The sequence below is a fragment of the Kitasatospora sp. SolWspMP-SS2h genome (assembly GCF_003259315.1).
Taxonomy (GTDB): domain Bacteria; phylum Actinomycetota; class Actinomycetes; order Streptomycetales; family Streptomycetaceae; genus Kitasatospora; species Kitasatospora fiedleri.
Window position 1 is genome coordinate 156,293 of record NZ_QLLT01000006.1, and the last position, 17,157, is coordinate 173,449.

Sequence of the window (17,157 nt, forward strand, 5' to 3'; positions counted from 1 at the left end):
GGAGCCCGTGGTGCCGACCAGGGAGAAGGAACCGCCCGGGGGCCTCCAGCTGATCTCGGCGACCACCACCACCTTCAAGTCGGCCGGCCCGCTGGCCCGCTTCCGGGCCGCCCGGGAGCGGTTCGGCTACCTGATGGCCCGCCCGCTGACCCCGTACTACCTGATCCTGGGCGCGGCGCTGCTGCTGGTGGTGCTGGGCCTGGTGATGGTGTTCTCCGCCTCGCAGAGCGTGGTGGTCGAGTACGGCCTGCCGATGACGTTCTTCTTCCGCAAGCAGCTGATCGCCCTGCTGCTGGGCGGGGCGATCGCCGTGGTGCTGACCCGGGCCCCGGTCCGGGTGCTGCGCACCGCCGCCTACCCGCTGCTGTTCGGGGTGGTGGGCGCGCTGGTGCTGGTGGCCGTCCCCGGGGTCGGCGTGCGGATCAACGGCAACCGGAACTGGATCAGCCTGGGCTTCTTCCAGATCCAGCCCTCCGAGTTCGCCAAGCTCGCCCTGCTGCTCTGGGCGGCCGACCTGCTGGCCCGCAAGCAGCGCGCCCACCTGCTGGACCGGTGGAAGCACCTGCTGATCCCGCTGGTGCCCGGCACCGTCGTGCTGATGATGCTGATCATGATCGGCGGCGACATGGGCACCACCATGGTGCTGATCGCCATACTGTTCGGCCTGCTGTGGATGGTCGGCGCCCCGCTGCGGCTGTTCGCCGCCACCCTGGGCATCGCGGTGGTCGCCTGCACCGCGCTGATCATCACCGTGCCGCACCGCCTCGGCCGGCTCTCCTGCGTCGGCGTCACCAAGCCCGACCCCTCGATGGACTGCTTCCAGGCCCTGCACGGCCTGTACGCCCTGGCCGCGGGCGGGCCGTTCGGGTCCGGACTGGGCGCCGGGGTGGAGAAGTGGGGGCAACTGCCGGAGGCCCACACCGACTTCATCTTCGCCGCGACCGGCGAGGAACTCGGACTGGTGGGGACGCTGTCGGTACTCGGCCTCTTCGCGGCACTAGGCTACGCGGGTATCCGAGTGGCCCTCGGCACCACGGACCCGTTCGTGCGGTACGCGGCGGGCGCCGCCACCACGTGGATCATGGCTCAGGCCGTGGTCAACCTGGGGTCGGCGCTGGGACTCCTGCCCATCGCGGGCGTCCCGCTGCCGCTGTTCTCGTACGGCGGCTCCGCGATGCTGTCGGCCATGTGCGCCGTCGGGCTGCTGCTGTGCTTCGCACGCAGCTCCCCGGCGGCGAAGGCAGCGCTGGCTGCCCGGCCCCGCAGATGGCGAAAAGGGGCCAACTCCCGGTTCGGGCCCGTCCTGGACCGGGTGCTGCCAGGTAGGAAAACCACAGCGCGCAAGGCCCCCCGGCCGCCGCGCAGGGAGCGGTGAATTTCGGTGCATGTCGTACTCGCCGGCGGCGGGACCGCCGGTCACATCGAGCCGGCCATGGCGCTCGCGGACGCGCTGCGCAGGCACGACCCGTCCGTCGGGATCACCGCTCTCGGCACCGAGCGCGGCCTGGAGACCCGGCTGGTCCCGGAGCGCGGCTACGAGCTGGCGCTGATCCCGGCCGTGCCGCTGCCCCGCAAGCCCACCCCGGAGCTGATCACCGTCCCGGGCCGGCTGCGCGGCACCGTGCGCGCCGCCCAGGAGGTGATCGAGCGGGTCAACGCGGACGCGGTGGTCGGCTTCGGCGGCTACGTGGCGATGCCCGCCTACCTGGCGGCCAAGCGGGCCGGCGTGCCGATCGTGGTGCACGAGGCCAACGCCCGCCCCGGCCTGGCCAACAAGATCGGCGCCCGCTACAGCGACTTCGTCGCGGTCTCCACCCCGGACTCCAAGCTGCGCGACTCCCGGTACATCGGCATCCCGCTGCGCCGCACCATCGCCACCCTGGACCGCGGCACCGTCCGCCCGGAGGCCCGGCACTACTTCGGCCTCGACCAGCGGCTGCCCACCCTGCTGGTCTCCGGCGGCTCGCAGGGCGCCCGGCGCCTGAACGAGACGGTGCAGGCGATCGCGCCCCGGCTCCAGCAGTACGGGGTGCAGATCCTGCACGCGGTCGGCCCGAAGAACGAGCTGCCGACCATCGACGACATCCCGGGCATGCCGCCGTACCGGGTGCTGCCCTACCTGGACCGGATGGACCTGGCGTACGCGGCGGCCGACATGATGCTCTGCCGGGCCGGTGCGATGACGGTGGCCGAGCTGGCCGCGGTGGGCCTGCCGGCCGCGTTCGTGCCGCTGCCGATCGGCAACGGCGAGCAGCGGCTGAACGCCCAGCCGATGGTCAAGGCGGGCGGCGGCCTGCTGGTCGACGACGCCGAGCTGACCCCGGACTGGGTGCTGAAGAACGTGCTGCCGGTGCTGACCGACCCGGCCAAGCTGTGGGAGATGTCGCGCTCCGCCGCCGAGTTCGGCCGCCGGGACGCCGACGACCTGCTGGTGCAGATGGTGTACGAGGCGATCGAGGCAGCCCGCGGCGGCCGCCGCCGTGGCTGACGAGGAGTACGAGGAGGAGCTGGGGGAGGAGGGCGGCCCGGGCCGCCCGCCCCGGCTCCGACTCTCCCGCCGGGGCGTCGCGGTGCTGGTCGCGCTGGGCGCGCTGGTGGCCGGGGCGCTCGGCTGGACGGTGTTCTTCTCCTCCGCGCTGGACGTCCGCGGGGTGGCCGTCCAGGGCCTGGACTCGGGCCGGCTGACCCGGCAGGATGTCGAGCGGGCGCTCGGCGGCACGGCCCGCGGCCCGCTGGCCCGGGTCGACCTGGACGAGGCCCGGGCCGAGGTGGCGAAGGTGCCCCGGGTGGCCGACGCCGAGGTCTGGCGCGGCTGGCCGCACACCCTGCGGGTGAAGGTCACCGAGCGCCGCCCGGTGGCGGCGATCCAGCACGAGGGCGGCGGCTTCGTCCAGGTCGACGCGGACGGTGTGGAGTTCGCCACCGAGCCGCAGCCCCCGGCCGGCGTCCCGGTGGTGGCGCTCGAACTGAGCCGGCCGGCCCAGGACGCGGTGGGCGTGATCGACCGCCCGGCCCTGGTCCGCTCGGCGATCACGGTGGCCGCGGGCCTCCCGCCGGAGGTGGCGCAGCAGGCCGGTTCGCTCACGGTCTACTCCTACGACGACATCCGGCTGAAGCTGGCCTCCGGCGCGACCGTGCGCTGGGGCAGTGCGGAGGACACCGGCCGGAAGGCGAAGGTGCTGACCGCCCTGCTCGGTCAGAAGGCGTCGAATTACGACGTGAGTGCGCCGGACGCCCCGGCGGTGTCGGGTTGATCCGGTAAGTTCTGTGCCCGGGGGCGGTATTGACGGGGCCACGGCTCCGGTCCGACCCTTGGTGGTCACCCCGGTTTCACCGCGGGGTCGATGATCACATAGGCTCAAAAGAAAAAGGGAAGCTCGGCGTGTTCGTTGAAACACGCGCCGGTTGCGACCTACTGTCCTGTGTCAGCGAGCTGTGCTCGGCACCGAGGTGACACCGGCACAGCCATAACCCTCAACCTCAAGTTTAGGGTTCGGGTTGGAACCACGTGCTTCCCACCCATCGACATCCGTCGGCCTTCACAATCCAGGGGAGCCGACCCGGAAATTCGAGGCGAGAGGCCCCGACGTGGCAGCACCCCAGAATTACCTCGCGGTCATCAAGGTCGTCGGCATCGGCGGCGGCGGAGTCAACGCCATCAACCGGATGATCGAGGTCGGGCTCAAGGGCGTCGAGTTCATCGCGATCAACACCGACGCCCAGGCGCTGCTGATGAGCGACGCCGACGTGAAGCTCGACGTCGGCCGCGAGCTCACCCGCGGTCTCGGCGCCGGCGCCAACCCCGAGGTCGGCCGGAAGGCCGCCGAGGACCACCGCGAGGAGATCGAGGAGGTCCTCAAGGGGGCCGACATGGTCTTCGTGACGGCCGGCGAGGGCGGCGGCACCGGCACCGGCGGCGCGCCCGTGGTGGCCAACATCGCCCGCTCGCTCGGCGCCCTGACCATCGGCGTGGTCACCCGCCCGTTCACCTTCGAGGGCCGCCGCCGCGCCAACCAGGCCGAGGACGGCATCGCCAGCCTGCGCGAGCAGGTGGACACCCTGATCGTCATCCCCAACGACCGGCTGCTGTCGATCTCCGACCGCCAGGTCTCGGTGCTGGACGCGTTCCGCTCCGCCGACCAGGTGCTGCTCTCCGGCGTGCAGGGCATCACCGACCTGATCACCACCCCCGGCCTGATCAACCTGGACTTCGCCGACGTCAAGTCGGTCATGTCGGACGCCGGTTCGGCGCTGATGGGCATCGGCTCGGCCCGCGGCGAGGACCGCGCCAAGGCCGCCGCCGTGATGGCGATCTCCTCGCCGCTGCTGGAGGCGTCCATCGACGGCGCCCGCGGCGTGCTGCTCTCCATCTCCGGCGGCTCCGACCTCGGCCTGTTCGAGATCAACGAGGCCGCCCAGCTGGTCAGCGAGGCCGCCCACCCGGAGGCCAACATCATCTTCGGCGCGGTGATCGACGACGCGCTCGGCGACGAGGTCCGGGTCACCGTGATCGCGGCCGGGTTCGACGGCGGCCAGCCGCCCGCCATCGTCCGCGAGCCGGTGGTGAAGTCGACCTCCTCGTCGTCCTCCGCCTCGTCCGCGACCCCGGCCGCCGCCCCGGAGCGCCCGGCCTCCCGCCCGTCCTACGGCTCGATCGGCTCGGTCACCCGCGCCGAGGAGCCGGCCCGGGCCGCCGAGGCCCCGGCACCGGCGACGGCCACCGCCCCGCCGGTGCCGCCGCAGGTGCAGCCGGTCCGGCAGCCGTACGTCGAGAGCCCCGCCGAGGAGCTCGACGTGCCGGACTTCCTCAAGTGATCCATACGGTCTCCCGACACGGTGCTCACTTCGCCTCCACCACCCGGTGGGGCGGGGTGAGCACCGTGCCGTACGGGGAGCTCAACCTCGGCGGTGCGGTGGGCGATTCGCCTGAATCCGTCAAGCAGAACCGTTTCCTCGCGGCCCGGGAACTGGGCCTCGATCCGGCCGACGTGGTCTGGATGAACCAGGTGCACGGCGCCGAGGTCGCGGTGGTGACGGAGCGCCAGCCCGAGGGCACCGCCCCGACCGTGGACGCGGTGGTCACCGACCGCCCGCTGGCGCTGGCCGTGCTGACCGCCGACTGCACCCCGGTGCTGCTGGCCGACCCCGCCGCCGGAGTGGTCGGCGCGGCGCACGCCGGGCGCCCGGGCCTGGCCGCCGGGGTGGTCCCCGCCGCGGTCGCCGCGATGCGCGAACTGGGCGCCCGCCCCGAGCGGATGCTCGCCGCGATCGGCCCCGCGGTCTGCGGCCGCTGCTACGAGGTGCCGGCGGCGATGCGCGCCGAGGTCGCCGCGCTCGTCCCGGCCGCGCACGCCGAGACCTCCTGGGGCACCCCCGCGCTGGACGTCCCGGCGGGGGTCGCCGCACAGCTCGCCGAGGCGGGCGTGCAGGATGTGGTCCGATCATCCGTCTGCACCCTCGAATCGCCGGACCACTACTCCTACCGCGGGGAGCAGCGCACCGGCCGACTCGCGAGCTACGTCTGGCTGGGGCCCACACACTCATGACGAACGACATCTACGGTCCGTTCCCGGGCCGCGCCGAGTTCGCCGACGCGCTGACCGAGGGTCAGCGCGTCCGCTACGAGCAGCTCGGCGCCAACCTCGACGTGGTCGAGCGCCGGATCGCCGACGCCTGCGCGGCGGCGGGCCGCCGCCGCGAGGAGGTCACCCTGATCGTGGTGACCAAGACCCACCCCGCCGAGGACACCGCGCTGCTGGCCGGCCTCGGCGTCACCGACGTCGCCGAGAACCGCGACCAGGACGCCGCCCCCAAGGCCGAGCGCTGCGTGCAGCTCCCGCTGACCTGGCACTTCGTCGGCCAGCTCCAGACCAACAAGGCCCGCTCGGTGGTCCGCTACAGCGACCTCGTGCACTCGGTGGACCGCGACCGCCTGGTCGACTCGCTGGCCGCCGCCGTCCGCGCCGCCGAACGGCCGCCGCTGGGCTGCCTGGTGCAGGTCGCCCTGGAGAAGGAGGCGGGGGAGGGCGAGCACCGCGCGGGCGCAGCCCCCGCCGAGGTGCGCGCGCTGGCCGACCGGATCGCCGACACGCCCGGCCTGCGACTGGACGGTGTGATGACGGTCGCACCGCTGGCCGGCCCGCTGGCGGGCGACCCGGCGCGCGCCTTCGCGCGGCTGGCGGAAATCGCAAGCGACGTACGCGCGGCCCATCCGGCTGCGACCATGGTCTCGGCAGGGATGAGCGGGGACTTGGAGCAGGCGATCGCCGCCGGAGCGACACACGTACGCGTCGGTACGGCGGTGCTCGGAGTGCGGTCACCGCTCGGGTAACGTCACCGAGTAAGTAGATCAGACTGCAGGACAAAATAGGACAGAACCTAGCAGATGATCAGTCTGCTGGTAAACCGTGGATCGCATTCCGAGCGTACCTCCGCGGTCTGACGGACCGTCGGCCTGACCGGTCGTAGGAGGACCGCGGCATCCGCAGGGCGACACGGTGGGCGCATGAGCGGAGGAGACAGCAGCATGGCCGGCGCGATGCGCAAGATGGCGGTCTATCTCGGTCTGGTCGAGGACGAGACCTACGACAGCCAGGGGTACGACCCCGACGACGACTACGACGCGGACCCGGAGCCCATCCGCACCGGCCGGACCGAGGACCTCCGGGCCGCCCCCGCCCCCGCCGCACCCGTCCCGCAGCCGGCGCCCGTGGCGCACATCGCGCCCCAGCCGGTGCCCGCCGCGGTCCCGATCCGGCAGGAGCAGCCGCGGATGGCACCCGTGTCGTCCATCACATCCGAGCGTCACCGCAACCTGGAGAAGAGCACCCCGGTGATCATGCCCAAGGTCGTCAACGAACGAGAGCCGTACCGCATCACCACGCTGCACCCGAGGACCTACAACGAGGCCCGTACCATCGGGGAACAGTTCCGCGGCGGCACTCCCGTGATCATGAATTTGACCGAGATGGACGACACGGACGCCAAGCGGCTCGTAGACTTCGCCGCTGGACTCGTCTTCGGTCTGCACGGCAGTATCGAGCGCGTGACACAGAAGGTGTTCCTGCTGTCGCCTGCTAACGTCGATGTAACGGCGGAGGACAAGGCTCGGATCGCCGAGGGTGGGTTCTTCAACCAGAGCTGACCCGACCACGACCGCATGTGTGGGTCTGTTGACAGAGCGTCACTGACGGTACGTCGGCCAGGGAGAGGGAGACGCGATGGGGATCTTCGGTTCGGTGCTCTACTGGGTGCTGACCGTGTTCCTGCTGATCCTGCTCTTCCGACTCGTCATGGACTGGGTGTTCCAGTTCGCCCGTTCATGGCGTCCCGGGAAGCCCATGGTCGTGGTGCTGGAGGCCACGTACACTGTCACGGATCCGCCACTCAAGCTTCTTCGGCGTTTCATTCCGCCGTTGCGTCTCGGGGGCGTGGCGCTCGACCTGTCCTTCTTCGTACTGATGATCATTGTGTATGTCCTGATCTCGCTCGTGCAGCGCCTGTCGTTCTGAACGATGCGACAGGATGCCGGTCCGACGATCACGTTGAGGTGAAGAGATGCCATTGACCCCCGAGGACGTTCGGAACAAGCAGTTCACGACCGTCCGGCTGCGCGAAGGCTATGACGAGGACGAGGTCGATGCCTTCCTCGACGAGGTCGAAGCCGAGCTGACCCGCCTGCTGCGCGAGAACGAGGACCTGCGCGCCAAGTTGGCCGCCGCCACGCGTGCCGCCGCGCAGAACCAGGCCAACATGCGCAAGGAGCAGCAGGCCCCGCAGGACGGCGGCCGCCCCGGCGCGCCCGTCCCCGCCGCCATATCCGGCCCGCCGGTGCCCGGCCAGCAGGGCCCCGGTCCGCAGCAGCTCGGCGGCCCCCAGCAGGGCATGGGCAACCAGCAGGGTATGGGCAATCAGCAGGGTATGGGCAATCAGCAGGGCATGGGCAACCAGCCGCTCGGCCTGCCCTCCGGTGCCCCGCAGCTGCCCGCCGGCCCGCAGCAGGGCATGGGCGGCCCGATGGGCAACCCGATGCAGCAGCAGATGGGCCAGACCATGGGCGGCCAGCAGCAGCTGGTCCAGCCGATGGGCGGCCAGATGCTGCAGCCGATGGGCAACCCGATGCAGCAGCAGATGGGCCAGGGCATGGGCGGGCAGCAGCTCCAGCCCATGGGCGGCCAACTGCAGCCGATGGGCGGCCCGATGGGCAACCCGATGCAGCAGCAGCAGAGCCCCGGCGGCGACAGCGCGGCCCGGGTGCTGGCGCTCGCCCAGCAGACCGCGGACCAGGCCATCTCCGAGGCCCGCTCCGAGGCCAACAAGATCGTCGGCGAGGCCCGCAGCCGCGCCGAGGGCCTGGAGCGGGACGCCCGCGCCAAGGCCGACGCCCTGGAGCGGGACGCCCAGGAGAAGCACCGCGTCGCGATGGGCTCGCTGGAGTCCGCCCGCGCCACCCTGGAGCGCAAGGTCGAGGACCTGCGCGCCTTCGAGCGCGAGTACCGCACGCGGCTGAAGTCCTACCTGGAGACCCAGCTGCGCCAGCTGGAGTCGCAGGCGGACGACTCGCTCGCCCCGCCGCGGATCCCCGCCACCGCGTCGCTGCCGCCGGCCGCGTCGTCGATGGCCCCCGCCGGTGCCAGCGCGATGTCCTCCCCGGCGCCGTCCTTCGGCTCCAGCCCGTCCTTCGGCGGGAACCAGTCCTTCGGCGGCTCCTCCTTCGGCAGCTCCTCCGGTGCCCCGTCCTTCGGCGGCGGCTCCTCGGCGGGCGGCAACGGGGCGATGGCGCCGGCGGGCATGACCCAGCCGATGGCGGCCGTGCGGCCGCAGCCCCCGCAGCCGATGCAGCAGGCGCCCGCTCCGATGCGGGGCTTCCTGATCGACGAGGACGGCGACAACTAGCGGTTCCGGAACGCGCGACCGAAAGGGCGCCCTTGGCCATCGCGGCCGGGGGCGCCCTTCGCCGTGTGCGGGGAACCGCGGGCGGCGCGGCGGGGAGCGCCGGCCGGGCCGCGCGGAGGGCGGTGGTGCGCCGCCTCCGCGCGGCCCGGCCGGGGGACCGGGGGGTCAGACCTTGCGGAGGGTGAACTCCAGGGCGAGGTCCTCGTCGGTGAAGCGCGGGGCGTCGGGGTCGGTGACGGCCAGGCCGAGGGAGTCGGCGAGGACCTCCTCGGCGATCAGGGACTGGTGCTCGGTGAGGCCGGCCAGGGTGTCCTGGTCGGTGGTGGCGAGCTGCAGGTGGATGTGGTCGACGATGTCGAGGCCGGAGACCTTGCGGGCGTCCTGGATCTGACGGATCGCGTCGCGGGCCACGCCGAGGCGCTTGAGCTCGGGGGTGATCGTCAGGTCGAGGGCGACGGTGGCGCCGGACTCGTTGGCGACGGCCCAGCCCTCGCGCGGGGTCTCGGTGATGATCACCTCCTCGGGGGAGAGGGTGACCGGCTCGCCGTCCAGTTCGACCGTGGTGGCGCCGGTGGCGCGCAGCTCGGCGGAGAGCCGGGCCGCGTCGGCGGCGGCGACCGCCTTGGCGACCTCCTGGACGCCCTTGCCGAAGCGCTTGCCGAGCGCGCGGAAGTTGGCCTTGGCGGAGGTGTCGACCAGCGAGCCCCCGACCTCGGCGAGGGATTCGAGCGCGGCGACGTTGAGCTCCTCGGCGACCTGGACGCGCAGCTCGGCCGGGAGGTCCTCCCAGCCCTGGACGGCGATCAGCGCGCGCAGCAGCGGCTGGCGGGTCTTGACGCCGCTGCCGGCCCGGGTGGCGCGGCCGAGCTCGACCAGGCGGCGGACCAGCACCATCCGGGCGGCCAGCACCGGGTCGATCAGGCTCTCGTCGGCGACCGGCCAGCTGCTCAGGTGGACCGAGGCCGGGGCGTCCGGGACGACCGGGACGACCAGGTCCTGCCAGACCCGCTCGGTGATGAACGGGGTGAGCGGGGCCATCAGCCGGGTGACCGTCTCCAGCGCCTCGTGCAGGGTGGCCAGCGCGGCGGCGTCGCCCTGCCAGAAGCGGCGGCGGCTGCGGCGGACGTACCAGTTGGACAGGTCGTCGATGAAGCCGGACAGCAGCTTGCCGGCCCGCTGGGTGTCGTACGCCTCGTAGGCGGCGTCCACCTCGCGCACCAGGGTGTGCAGTTCGGACAGCGTCCAGCGGTCCAGCGGCTGCCGCTCGGCCGGGGCCGGGTCGGCCGCGGTCGGGGCCCAGCCGGCGGCGCGGGCGTACTGGGCCTGGAAGGCGACGGTGCTCCAGAAGGTCAGCAGGGTCTTGCGGACCACCTCCTGGATGGTGCCGTGGCCGACCCGGCGGGCCGACCAGGGGGAGCCGCCGGCGGCCATGAACCAGCGCACCGCGTCGGCGCCGTGCTGGTCCATCAGCGGGATCGGCTGCAGGATGTTGCCCAGGTGCTTGGACATCTTGCGGCCGTCCTCGGCCAGGATGTGGCCCAGGCAGACGACGTTCTCGTAGCTGCTCCGGTCGAACACCAGGGTGCCGACGGCCATCAGGGTGTAGAACCAGCCGCGGGTCTGGTCGATCGCCTCGGAGATGAACTGCGCCGGGTAGCGCTTCTCGAACAACTCCTTGTTGCGGTACGGGTATCCGTACTGCGCGAACGGCATCGAGCCCGAGTCGTACCAGGCGTCGATCACCTCGGGCACCCGGACCGCGGTGGCGGAGCACCGCGGGCAGGGGAAGGTGACCTCGTCGATGTACGGGCGGTGCGGGTCCAGGCCGGACTGGTCGGTGCCGGTCAGCTCGGAGAGCTGGGCGAGCGAGCCGACGCAGGTCAGGTGGTCGTCCTCGCAGCGCCAGATCGGCAGCGGGGTGCCCCAGTAGCGGTTGCGGGACAGCGCCCAGTCGATGTTGTTGTTCAGCCAGTCACCGAAGCGGCCGTGCTTGACCGTCTCCGGGTACCAGTTGGTGGCCTCGTTCTCGCGGATCATCGCGTCCTTGACGGCGGTGGTCCGGATGTACCAGGACGGCTGCGCGTAGTAGAGCAGCGCGGTGTGGCAGCGCCAGCAGTGCGGGTAGCTGTGCTCGTACGGGAGGTGGCGGAAGAGCAGGCCGCGGGCGGCGAGGTCGGCGACCAGGGTCTCGTCGGCCTTCTTGAAGAACACCCCGCCGACCAGCGGCACGTCGGGGGCGAAGGTGCCGTCGGTCTCCACCGGGTTGACCACGGGCAGGCCGTAGCGGCGGCAGGTGGCGAGGTCGTCGGCGCCGAACGCGGGCGACTGGTGGACGATGCCGGTGCCGTCCTCGGTGGTGACGTACTCGGCGTTCAGGACGTAGTGGGCGTCCGGGACCTCGATCAGGTCGAACGGGCGCCGGTAGGCCCAGCGCTCCATCTCGGCGCCGGTGAAGGACTCGCCGGTGGCCTCCCAGCCCTCGCCGAGGGCCTTGGCCAGCAGCGGCTCGGCGACCACCAGGCGCTCGTTCCCGTCGGTGGCGACCACGTAGGTCACCCCGGGGTGGACGGCGGCGGCGGTGTTGGAGACCAGCGTCCACGGGGTGGTGGTCCACACCAGCAGGGCGGCGGTGCCGGCCAGCGGGCCGGAGGTGAGCGGGAAGCGGACGAACACCGAGGGGTCGACCACGGTCTCGTAGCCCTGGGCCAGTTCGTGGTCGGACAGGCCGGTGCCGCAGCGCGGGCACCACGGGGCGACCCGGTGGTCCTGGACCAGCAGGCCCTTGTCGAAGATCTGCTGGAGCGACCACCAGACCGACTCGATGTAGGACGGGTCCATGGTGCGGTACGCCTGGTCGAGGTCGACCCAGTAGCCCATCCGCTCGGTCAGCTCGGCGAACGCGTCGGTGTGCCGGGTCACCGACTCGCGGCACTTGGCGTTGAACTCGGCGATGCCGTACTTCTCGATGTCCGGCTTGCCGGAGAAGCCCAGCTCCTTCTCCACCGCGAGCTCGACCGGCAGGCCGTGGCAGTCCCAGCCGGCCTTGCGGGCGACGTGGTAGCCCTTCATGGTGCGGTAGCGCGGGAAGACGTCCTTGAAGACCCGGGCCTCGATGTGGTGCGCGCCCGGCATGCCGTTGGCGGTCGGCGGGCCCTCGTAGAACACCCACTCGGGGCGGCCCTCGGACTGCTCCAGGCTGCGCTGGAAGACCTGCCGCTCCTGCCAGAAGGACAGGATCCGGTGCTCCAGGGCGGGCAGGTCGACCTGCTTGGGGACGTCGTTGTACGTGGGCGACATGGGGGCGTCTACCTCCGGCGGATGCGTGGACTGGCTCCGACGGAGGGACGAGGCGGCGAGCCGCCCCGCGGTACCACCCTCCTTGACCGCGCGCGCTGCGGCCCTCTCGTTGGGTTTGCGGCCGGTTCTACCGGGCCCGTGGCGGGCCGTTCTTCCGGCGGCTCCGGGGTGATCTTCCCGCCGCGCACACCCCCGGGCTCACACCGCCCCCGGGTCGCTCCTGGCTGCGTACGTCGGTACTCGTCCCATCTGCGCCTTGCACGGCCCAGTGTATCGGCCCCCGCAAGCGGCTTTGCGCACCCGCGAGCCGGGGCGCCGGGTGGTTAGGCGGGGGCGATCTGGGCACAACCTGTGCAGCGTCGACCCGACGAGGGCTGCGCGGGTGGGATCGGTGAGGCGCTTCGGTATGTCCCGTTGTGGGCTGATTCGATGGGGTTTATCGTTCCGGGACCGGCAAGATCGTCGGGAACCGACGCTTCTGATCATTCGTGAATGAGGTCGAAAGCCATGGCTGAGAAGGCGACAGGAACCGTGACCAAGGGGTCGCGCGAGGCCGTGGCGGGCGACCCAGGGGAGGGGACCGTGACTACTGCGCGGCGAAAGACCGGCACCACCGGACACACCGAGGCGACCAGCCGCACCCACGTGCCGGCGGGCGCGGGGGCCCGCGGCGGCGCCGAGTCGGTCGACCCGGCCGAGCTGCCGGTCCGCCCCGGGGAGGACCCGTGGACGGCCGAGGAGGTCGCCGAGCTGCACGACGAGCTGGCCGCCGACATCGTCCGGCTGCGCGCCGAGATCGAGGCCTCCGAGGCCGCCATCGCCGGCCTGATGCGGGACTCCAACGACGGCGCGGGCGACGACCAGGTCGACGCCGGCACCAAGAACATCAACCGGGAGAGCGAGCTCTCGCTCGCCAACAACGCCCGCGACAGCCTCGCCCAGACCGAGCGCGCCCTGGCCCGCCTGGAGGGCACCGGCTTCGGCCTGTGCGAGTCCTGCGGCGAGCCGGTCGGCAAGGCCCGGCTGCAGGCCTTCCCGCGCGCCACGCTCTGCGTCAGCTGCAAGGCCAAGCAGGAACGCCGCTGACCGCCGGTGCCGGTCGACCGGCCCGCGACCGGACAATCCCGGCCGCGGCGGCCAACGGGGCGGGTGGTGCCGTACCCTCGTCCCCAAGTACGTCGACCGGCATTCCACCCGGCATTCCACACGGCAGCGGAGCGGATCATCAGCACGCCAGGTTCCCACCAGACCCAGGACGACGCCGTCCCCCTCGTCCGGCCCACCGGGGCGGGTGAGCCGGTGACCCCCGCGGAGCCCGAACCGGCCGCGCCAGCCGCCGGGGCGACCGCCGCCGAGGGCATCCGGGTGGTGGTCCGCCGCCGCCGGATCAGCCTGCTGCTGGCCGTCGCGGTGCTGGCCTACCTGATCGACCTCGGCTCCAAGCTGCTGGTGGTCTCCAGGCTGGAGGGCCGCAGCGAGCCGATCAAGGTGATCGGCGACTGGATGACCTTCCAGGTGATCCGCAACGGCGGCGCCGCGTTCGGCATGGGCCAGGCGATGACGGTGCTGTTCACCGCGATCGCCGCCGGCGTCATCGTGGTGATCTGGCGGATCGCCCGCCGCCTCTACAGCCTGCCCTGGGCGATCGCCCTCGGCCTGCTGCTCGGCGGCGCGCTCGGCAACCTCACCGACCGGCTGTTCCGCTCCCCGGGGGTGTTCCGCGGGCACGTGGTGGACTTCATCTCGGTCCAGCACTTCGCGGTCTTCAACCTGGCCGACTCGGCGATCGTCTGCGGCGGCATCCTGGTCGTGCTGCTCTCCTTCCGCGGCTCCAACCCGGACGGCAGCGTGCACGGCGCCCCGCGCGCCGGGGCGGCGAAGCCGGAACCGGCCGCCGAGCCGGACCGCGAGGGCTGAGCCCGCGAGAACCCAGCCCGTGTGCCCGTCGGACCCCCGGTCCGGCGGGCACCGCCGCGTCCGGGCCCGTCCGATCGGGCAGAGCGCTCCGGGACGGGACGGCGGCCGGGGAGGGACGCGTGGGGGGTCCCGCTGCCGTGGTGCGCGGGGGTGGGGCGCGGGGTGGGGGCGCGGTGGCGCCGGTCGGCGCGGCCGGGTCGCCGGCCGGGGCGCGCGGGCGCGAGGTGACGGTGCACCACACGCCCGCGGACCCGGCGGAGTCCACCCTGGACCCGGCGGCCGACCGCCGCCCCCGGGGTGGGACACGGCGGCGCACGTGGTCGCCGTCGTGCTGCCGGCGGCGCCGGCCGGGGCCGGCGCGGTGCTGCTGCTGCGGTGAGGGCGGAGGCCGACGCAGTGCTGCCGCGCCGGGGACGCGGGCGGTGCGGGGCCGGTCAGGCGGTGAGCAGGGCGGTGATCTCCGCGGCGAGCTCCGGGCCGAGCCGGCCCCAGCCCTCCTTGTAGCCGTAGACCGCGCCCAGCGTGCGGGCCTCGTAGTCGCCGTTCAGCACCTCGATGTCGTCCGGGGTGATCAGCGAGGGGTGGGCGACGCCGAGCGCCGCGGAGACCTTGGTCAGCTCCCGGCGCAGGGTGCGCAGGTAGGCGGCGGCCCGGGCGGCCTTGGAGACCGGGTCGACGCCGCGGGCCAGCCACGGGTTCTGGGTGGCGATGCCGGTCGGGCACCGGTCGGTGTGGCACTTCTGGGCCTGGATGCAGCCGATGGACAGCATCGCCTCGCGGGCCACGTTGACCAGGTCGGCGCCCAGCGCGAAGGCCACCGCGGCGTTCTCGGGCAGGCCGAGCTTGCCGGAGCCGACGAAGGTCAGCCGGTCGGTCAGCCCGAGCTCGGCGAAGGTGCCGTAGACCCGGGTGAAGCCCATCCGGAACGGCAGCGCCACCGAGTCGGCGAAGATCCGCGGCGCCGCGCCGGTGCCGCCCTCGCCGCCGTCGACGGTCACGAAGTCCACGCCGCGGTCGCCGCGCGCCATCATCGAGGCCAGCTCCTGCCAGAAGCCCAGCTCGCCGACCGCGCTCTTGATCCCGACCGGCAGGCCGGTCTCGGCGGCCAGCAGCTCGACGAAGTCCAGCATCGAGTCGGCGTCGCCGAACGCGCTGTGCCGGGACGGCGAGGCGCAGTCCTTCCCGACCGGTATGCCGCGGATGCCGGCGATCTCCGGGGTCACCTTGGCGCCCGGCAGCATGCCGCCCAGGCCCGGCTTGGCGCCCTGGGAGAGCTTGATCTCGATCGCCCGGACCGGCGCGGAGGCCACCACCTCCTTGAACCGGCGGAGGTCGAAGCGGCCGTACTCGTCGCGGCACCCGAAGTACGAGGTGCCCAGCTGGAGGACCAGGTCGCCGCCCCGGCGGTGGTAGGGGGACAGGCCGCCCTCGCCGGTGTTGTGCAGCGCGCCGGCCTGCGCGGCGCCCTCGTTCAGGGCGGTGATCGCGGCGCCGGAGAGCGAGCCGAAGCTCATCGCGGAGACGTTCACCACGCTGGTCGGGCGGAACGCCCGGGCGCGCCCGCGCGGGCCGCCCAGCACCTTGGCCGAGGGCAGCGGGGCGTCCGGGTCGTGGGCGTCGGGCAGCGGGCCGGCGAAGGTGCGCTGCTTCAGGTAGGCGTGGCCCTGGACGTGCGCGACGTCCACCTCGGTGCCGAACCCGAAGTAGTTGTTCTCCTCCTTGGCGGAGGCGTAGATCCAGCTGCGCTGGTCGCGGCTGAACGGGCGCTCCTCCTCGTTGGAGGTCACGATGTACTGCCGCAGCTCCGGGCCGATCCGCTCCAGCAGGTAGCGGGCGTGCCCCGCCACCGGGAAGTTGCGCAGCAGCGCGTGGCGCTTCTGCATCAGGTCGCGGGCCGCGAGCGCGGCCACCGCGGCCGCGGCGGCGGTGCCGATGGTGCGGGCCTTCATGGGCGTTCCCCCCTCGGGTCCGGCCCCGTCGCCGTCGACCGGGCCGTCGTGTGGTGGTGCACGGCGATGCTAGGAGGCGTCCCGGAGCGGCCGGCGGCCAGGGGGTGCGGGGGCCCCGGTGGGGTCGGGGGGAGGTGCGGGTCGGGCATACTCGGGTGGGTGAGCATCGCAGCGCAGACCCGTAGCCTCCCCGTACCCGACGGCCTGGAGGGCGAGCGGCTGGACGCCGCCCTGGCCCGGATGTTCGGGTTCTCCCGCACCAAGGCCGCCGAACTCGCCGCCGAGGGCAAGGTGACGCTGGACGGCGCGGTCGCGGGGAAGTCGGACCGGGTCACCGCCGGGTCCTGGCTGGAGGTCGAGATCCCGGCCCCCGCGGCGCCGGTGCAGATCGTCGCCGAGGCCGTCGAGGGCATGCGGATCATCCACGACGACGACCACGTCGTGGTCGTCGACAAGCCGGTCGGCGTCGCCGCCCACCCCAGCCCCGGCTGGACCGGACCGACCGTGATCGGCGGCCTGGCCGCGGCCGGCTACCGGATCTCCACCTCGGGCGCCGCCGAGCGGCAGGGCGTCGTGCACCGCCTCGACGTCGGCACCTCCGGGATCATGGTGGTCGCCAAGTCCGAGCGGGCCTACACCGACCTGAAGCGGCAGTTCCACGACCGGGTCACCGAGAAGAAGTACAACGCGCTGGTCCAGGGCCACCCCGACCCGCTGTCCGGCACCGTGGACGCGCCGATCGGCCGGCACCCCAGCAGCGACTGGAAGTGGGCCGTCACCCGGGACGGCAAGCCCTCCGTCACGCACTACGACCTGATCGAGGCGTACCGGGCCGCGTCCCTGCTGGACATCAAGCTGGAGACCGGCCGCACCCACCAGATCCGGGTGCACATGTCGGCGCTGCGCCACCCCTGCGTCGGCGACCTCACCTACGGCGCCGACCCGACGCTGGCCAAGCGGCTGGGCCTGACCCGGCAGTGGCTGCACGCCGTCTCGCTCGGCTTCGAGCACCCCGAGGACGGGCGCTGGGTCGAGTTCGGCTCCGCCTACCCCGATGACCTCCAGCACGCGCTGGACGTCATCGCGGCGGAGAGCTGAG

General features: G+C 72.8%; 14 protein-coding genes. 12 read left to right on the forward strand and 2 right to left on the reverse strand.

The genetic code is table 11. From position 1 onward, the window contains the following. Positions 1-7 precede the first annotated feature (7 nt). From ftsW to K353_RS09605, 9 genes are all read left to right on the forward strand, one after another. A complete protein-coding gene (gene ftsW / locus K353_RS09565; RefSeq protein ID WP_111553145.1) occupies positions 8-1,375 on the forward strand; it encodes a putative lipid II flippase FtsW in 1,368 nt (455 codons plus the stop codon). 6 nt (positions 1,376-1,381) lie between these two features. Next, entirely contained in the window at positions 1,382-2,488 is a 1,107-nt protein-coding gene (murG, locus tag K353_RS09570; protein WP_100835796.1) for an undecaprenyldiphospho-muramoylpentapeptide beta-N-acetylglucosaminyltransferase, read from the forward strand. Then, positions 2,481-3,254 carry a cell division protein FtsQ/DivIB gene (locus tag K353_RS09575; RefSeq protein WP_111553146.1) on the forward strand — a complete coding sequence of 258 codons (774 nt, stop codon included), beginning with the start codon at positions 2,481-2,483 and terminating at the stop codon, positions 3,252-3,254. Before murG ends, K353_RS09575 begins: the two co-directional genes overlap by 8 nt. Before the next feature lie 334 nt (positions 3,255-3,588). Further along, entirely contained in the window at positions 3,589-4,815 is a 1,227-nt protein-coding gene (gene ftsZ / locus K353_RS09580; protein ID WP_100835794.1) for a cell division protein FtsZ, read from the forward strand. Then, on the forward strand, positions 4,812-5,546 hold the full coding sequence (pgeF, locus tag K353_RS09585) for a peptidoglycan editing factor PgeF (protein ID WP_111553147.1): 735 nt from the start codon (positions 4,812-4,814) through the stop codon (positions 5,544-5,546). Before ftsZ ends, pgeF begins: the two co-directional genes overlap by 4 nt. After that, on the forward strand, positions 5,543-6,331 hold the full coding sequence (locus K353_RS09590) for a YggS family pyridoxal phosphate-dependent enzyme (protein WP_233533470.1): 789 nt from the start codon (positions 5,543-5,545) through the stop codon (positions 6,329-6,331). The genes pgeF and K353_RS09590 overlap by 4 nt, the downstream gene beginning before the upstream one ends. A 195-nt stretch (positions 6,332-6,526) precedes the next feature. Further along, positions 6,527-7,144, forward strand: a complete 618-nt coding sequence (locus K353_RS09595; RefSeq protein WP_111553148.1) for a cell division protein SepF — start codon at positions 6,527-6,529, stop codon at positions 7,142-7,144. A gap of 76 nt (positions 7,145-7,220) precedes the next feature. Next, on the forward strand, positions 7,221-7,511 hold the full coding sequence (locus K353_RS09600; protein WP_030463138.1) for a YggT family protein: 291 nt from the start codon (positions 7,221-7,223) through the stop codon (positions 7,509-7,511). 46 nt (positions 7,512-7,557) lie between these two features. Next, a complete protein-coding gene (locus K353_RS09605; RefSeq protein ID WP_111553149.1) occupies positions 7,558-8,895 on the forward strand; it encodes a DivIVA domain-containing protein in 1,338 nt (445 codons plus the stop codon). 165 nt (positions 8,896-9,060) lie between these two features. On the opposite strand, the gene ileS is transcribed toward K353_RS09605, so the two are convergent. Further along, positions 9,061-12,192, reverse strand: a complete 3,132-nt coding sequence (gene ileS, locus K353_RS09610) for an isoleucine--tRNA ligase (RefSeq protein ID WP_111553150.1) — start codon at positions 12,190-12,192, stop codon at positions 9,061-9,063. A 582-nt stretch (positions 12,193-12,774) separates the two neighbouring features. Between ileS and K353_RS09615 the strand changes: the two genes are divergently transcribed. Together K353_RS09615 and lspA are read left to right on the forward strand one after the other, a co-directional pair. Continuing rightward, a complete protein-coding gene (locus K353_RS09615) occupies positions 12,775-13,278 on the forward strand; it encodes a TraR/DksA family transcriptional regulator (RefSeq protein ID WP_233533471.1) in 504 nt (167 codons plus the stop codon). 66 nt (positions 13,279-13,344) lie between these two features. After that, positions 13,345-14,109, forward strand: a complete 765-nt coding sequence (lspA, locus tag K353_RS09620; protein WP_370447578.1) for a signal peptidase II — start codon at positions 13,345-13,347, stop codon at positions 14,107-14,109. A 434-nt stretch (positions 14,110-14,543) separates the two neighbouring features. Here the strand turns inward: lspA and K353_RS09625 are convergent, their stop codons facing one another. After that, positions 14,544-16,058, reverse strand: a complete 1,515-nt coding sequence (locus tag K353_RS09625) for an FMN-binding glutamate synthase family protein (protein ID WP_111553151.1) — start codon at positions 16,056-16,058, stop codon at positions 14,544-14,546. A gap of 159 nt (positions 16,059-16,217) precedes the next feature. On the opposite strand from K353_RS09625, the gene K353_RS09630 reads away from it, so the two are divergent. Continuing rightward, a complete protein-coding gene (locus tag K353_RS09630; protein ID WP_111553152.1) occupies positions 16,218-17,156 on the forward strand; it encodes an RluA family pseudouridine synthase in 939 nt (312 codons plus the stop codon). Position 17,157: the final 1 nt, after the last annotated feature.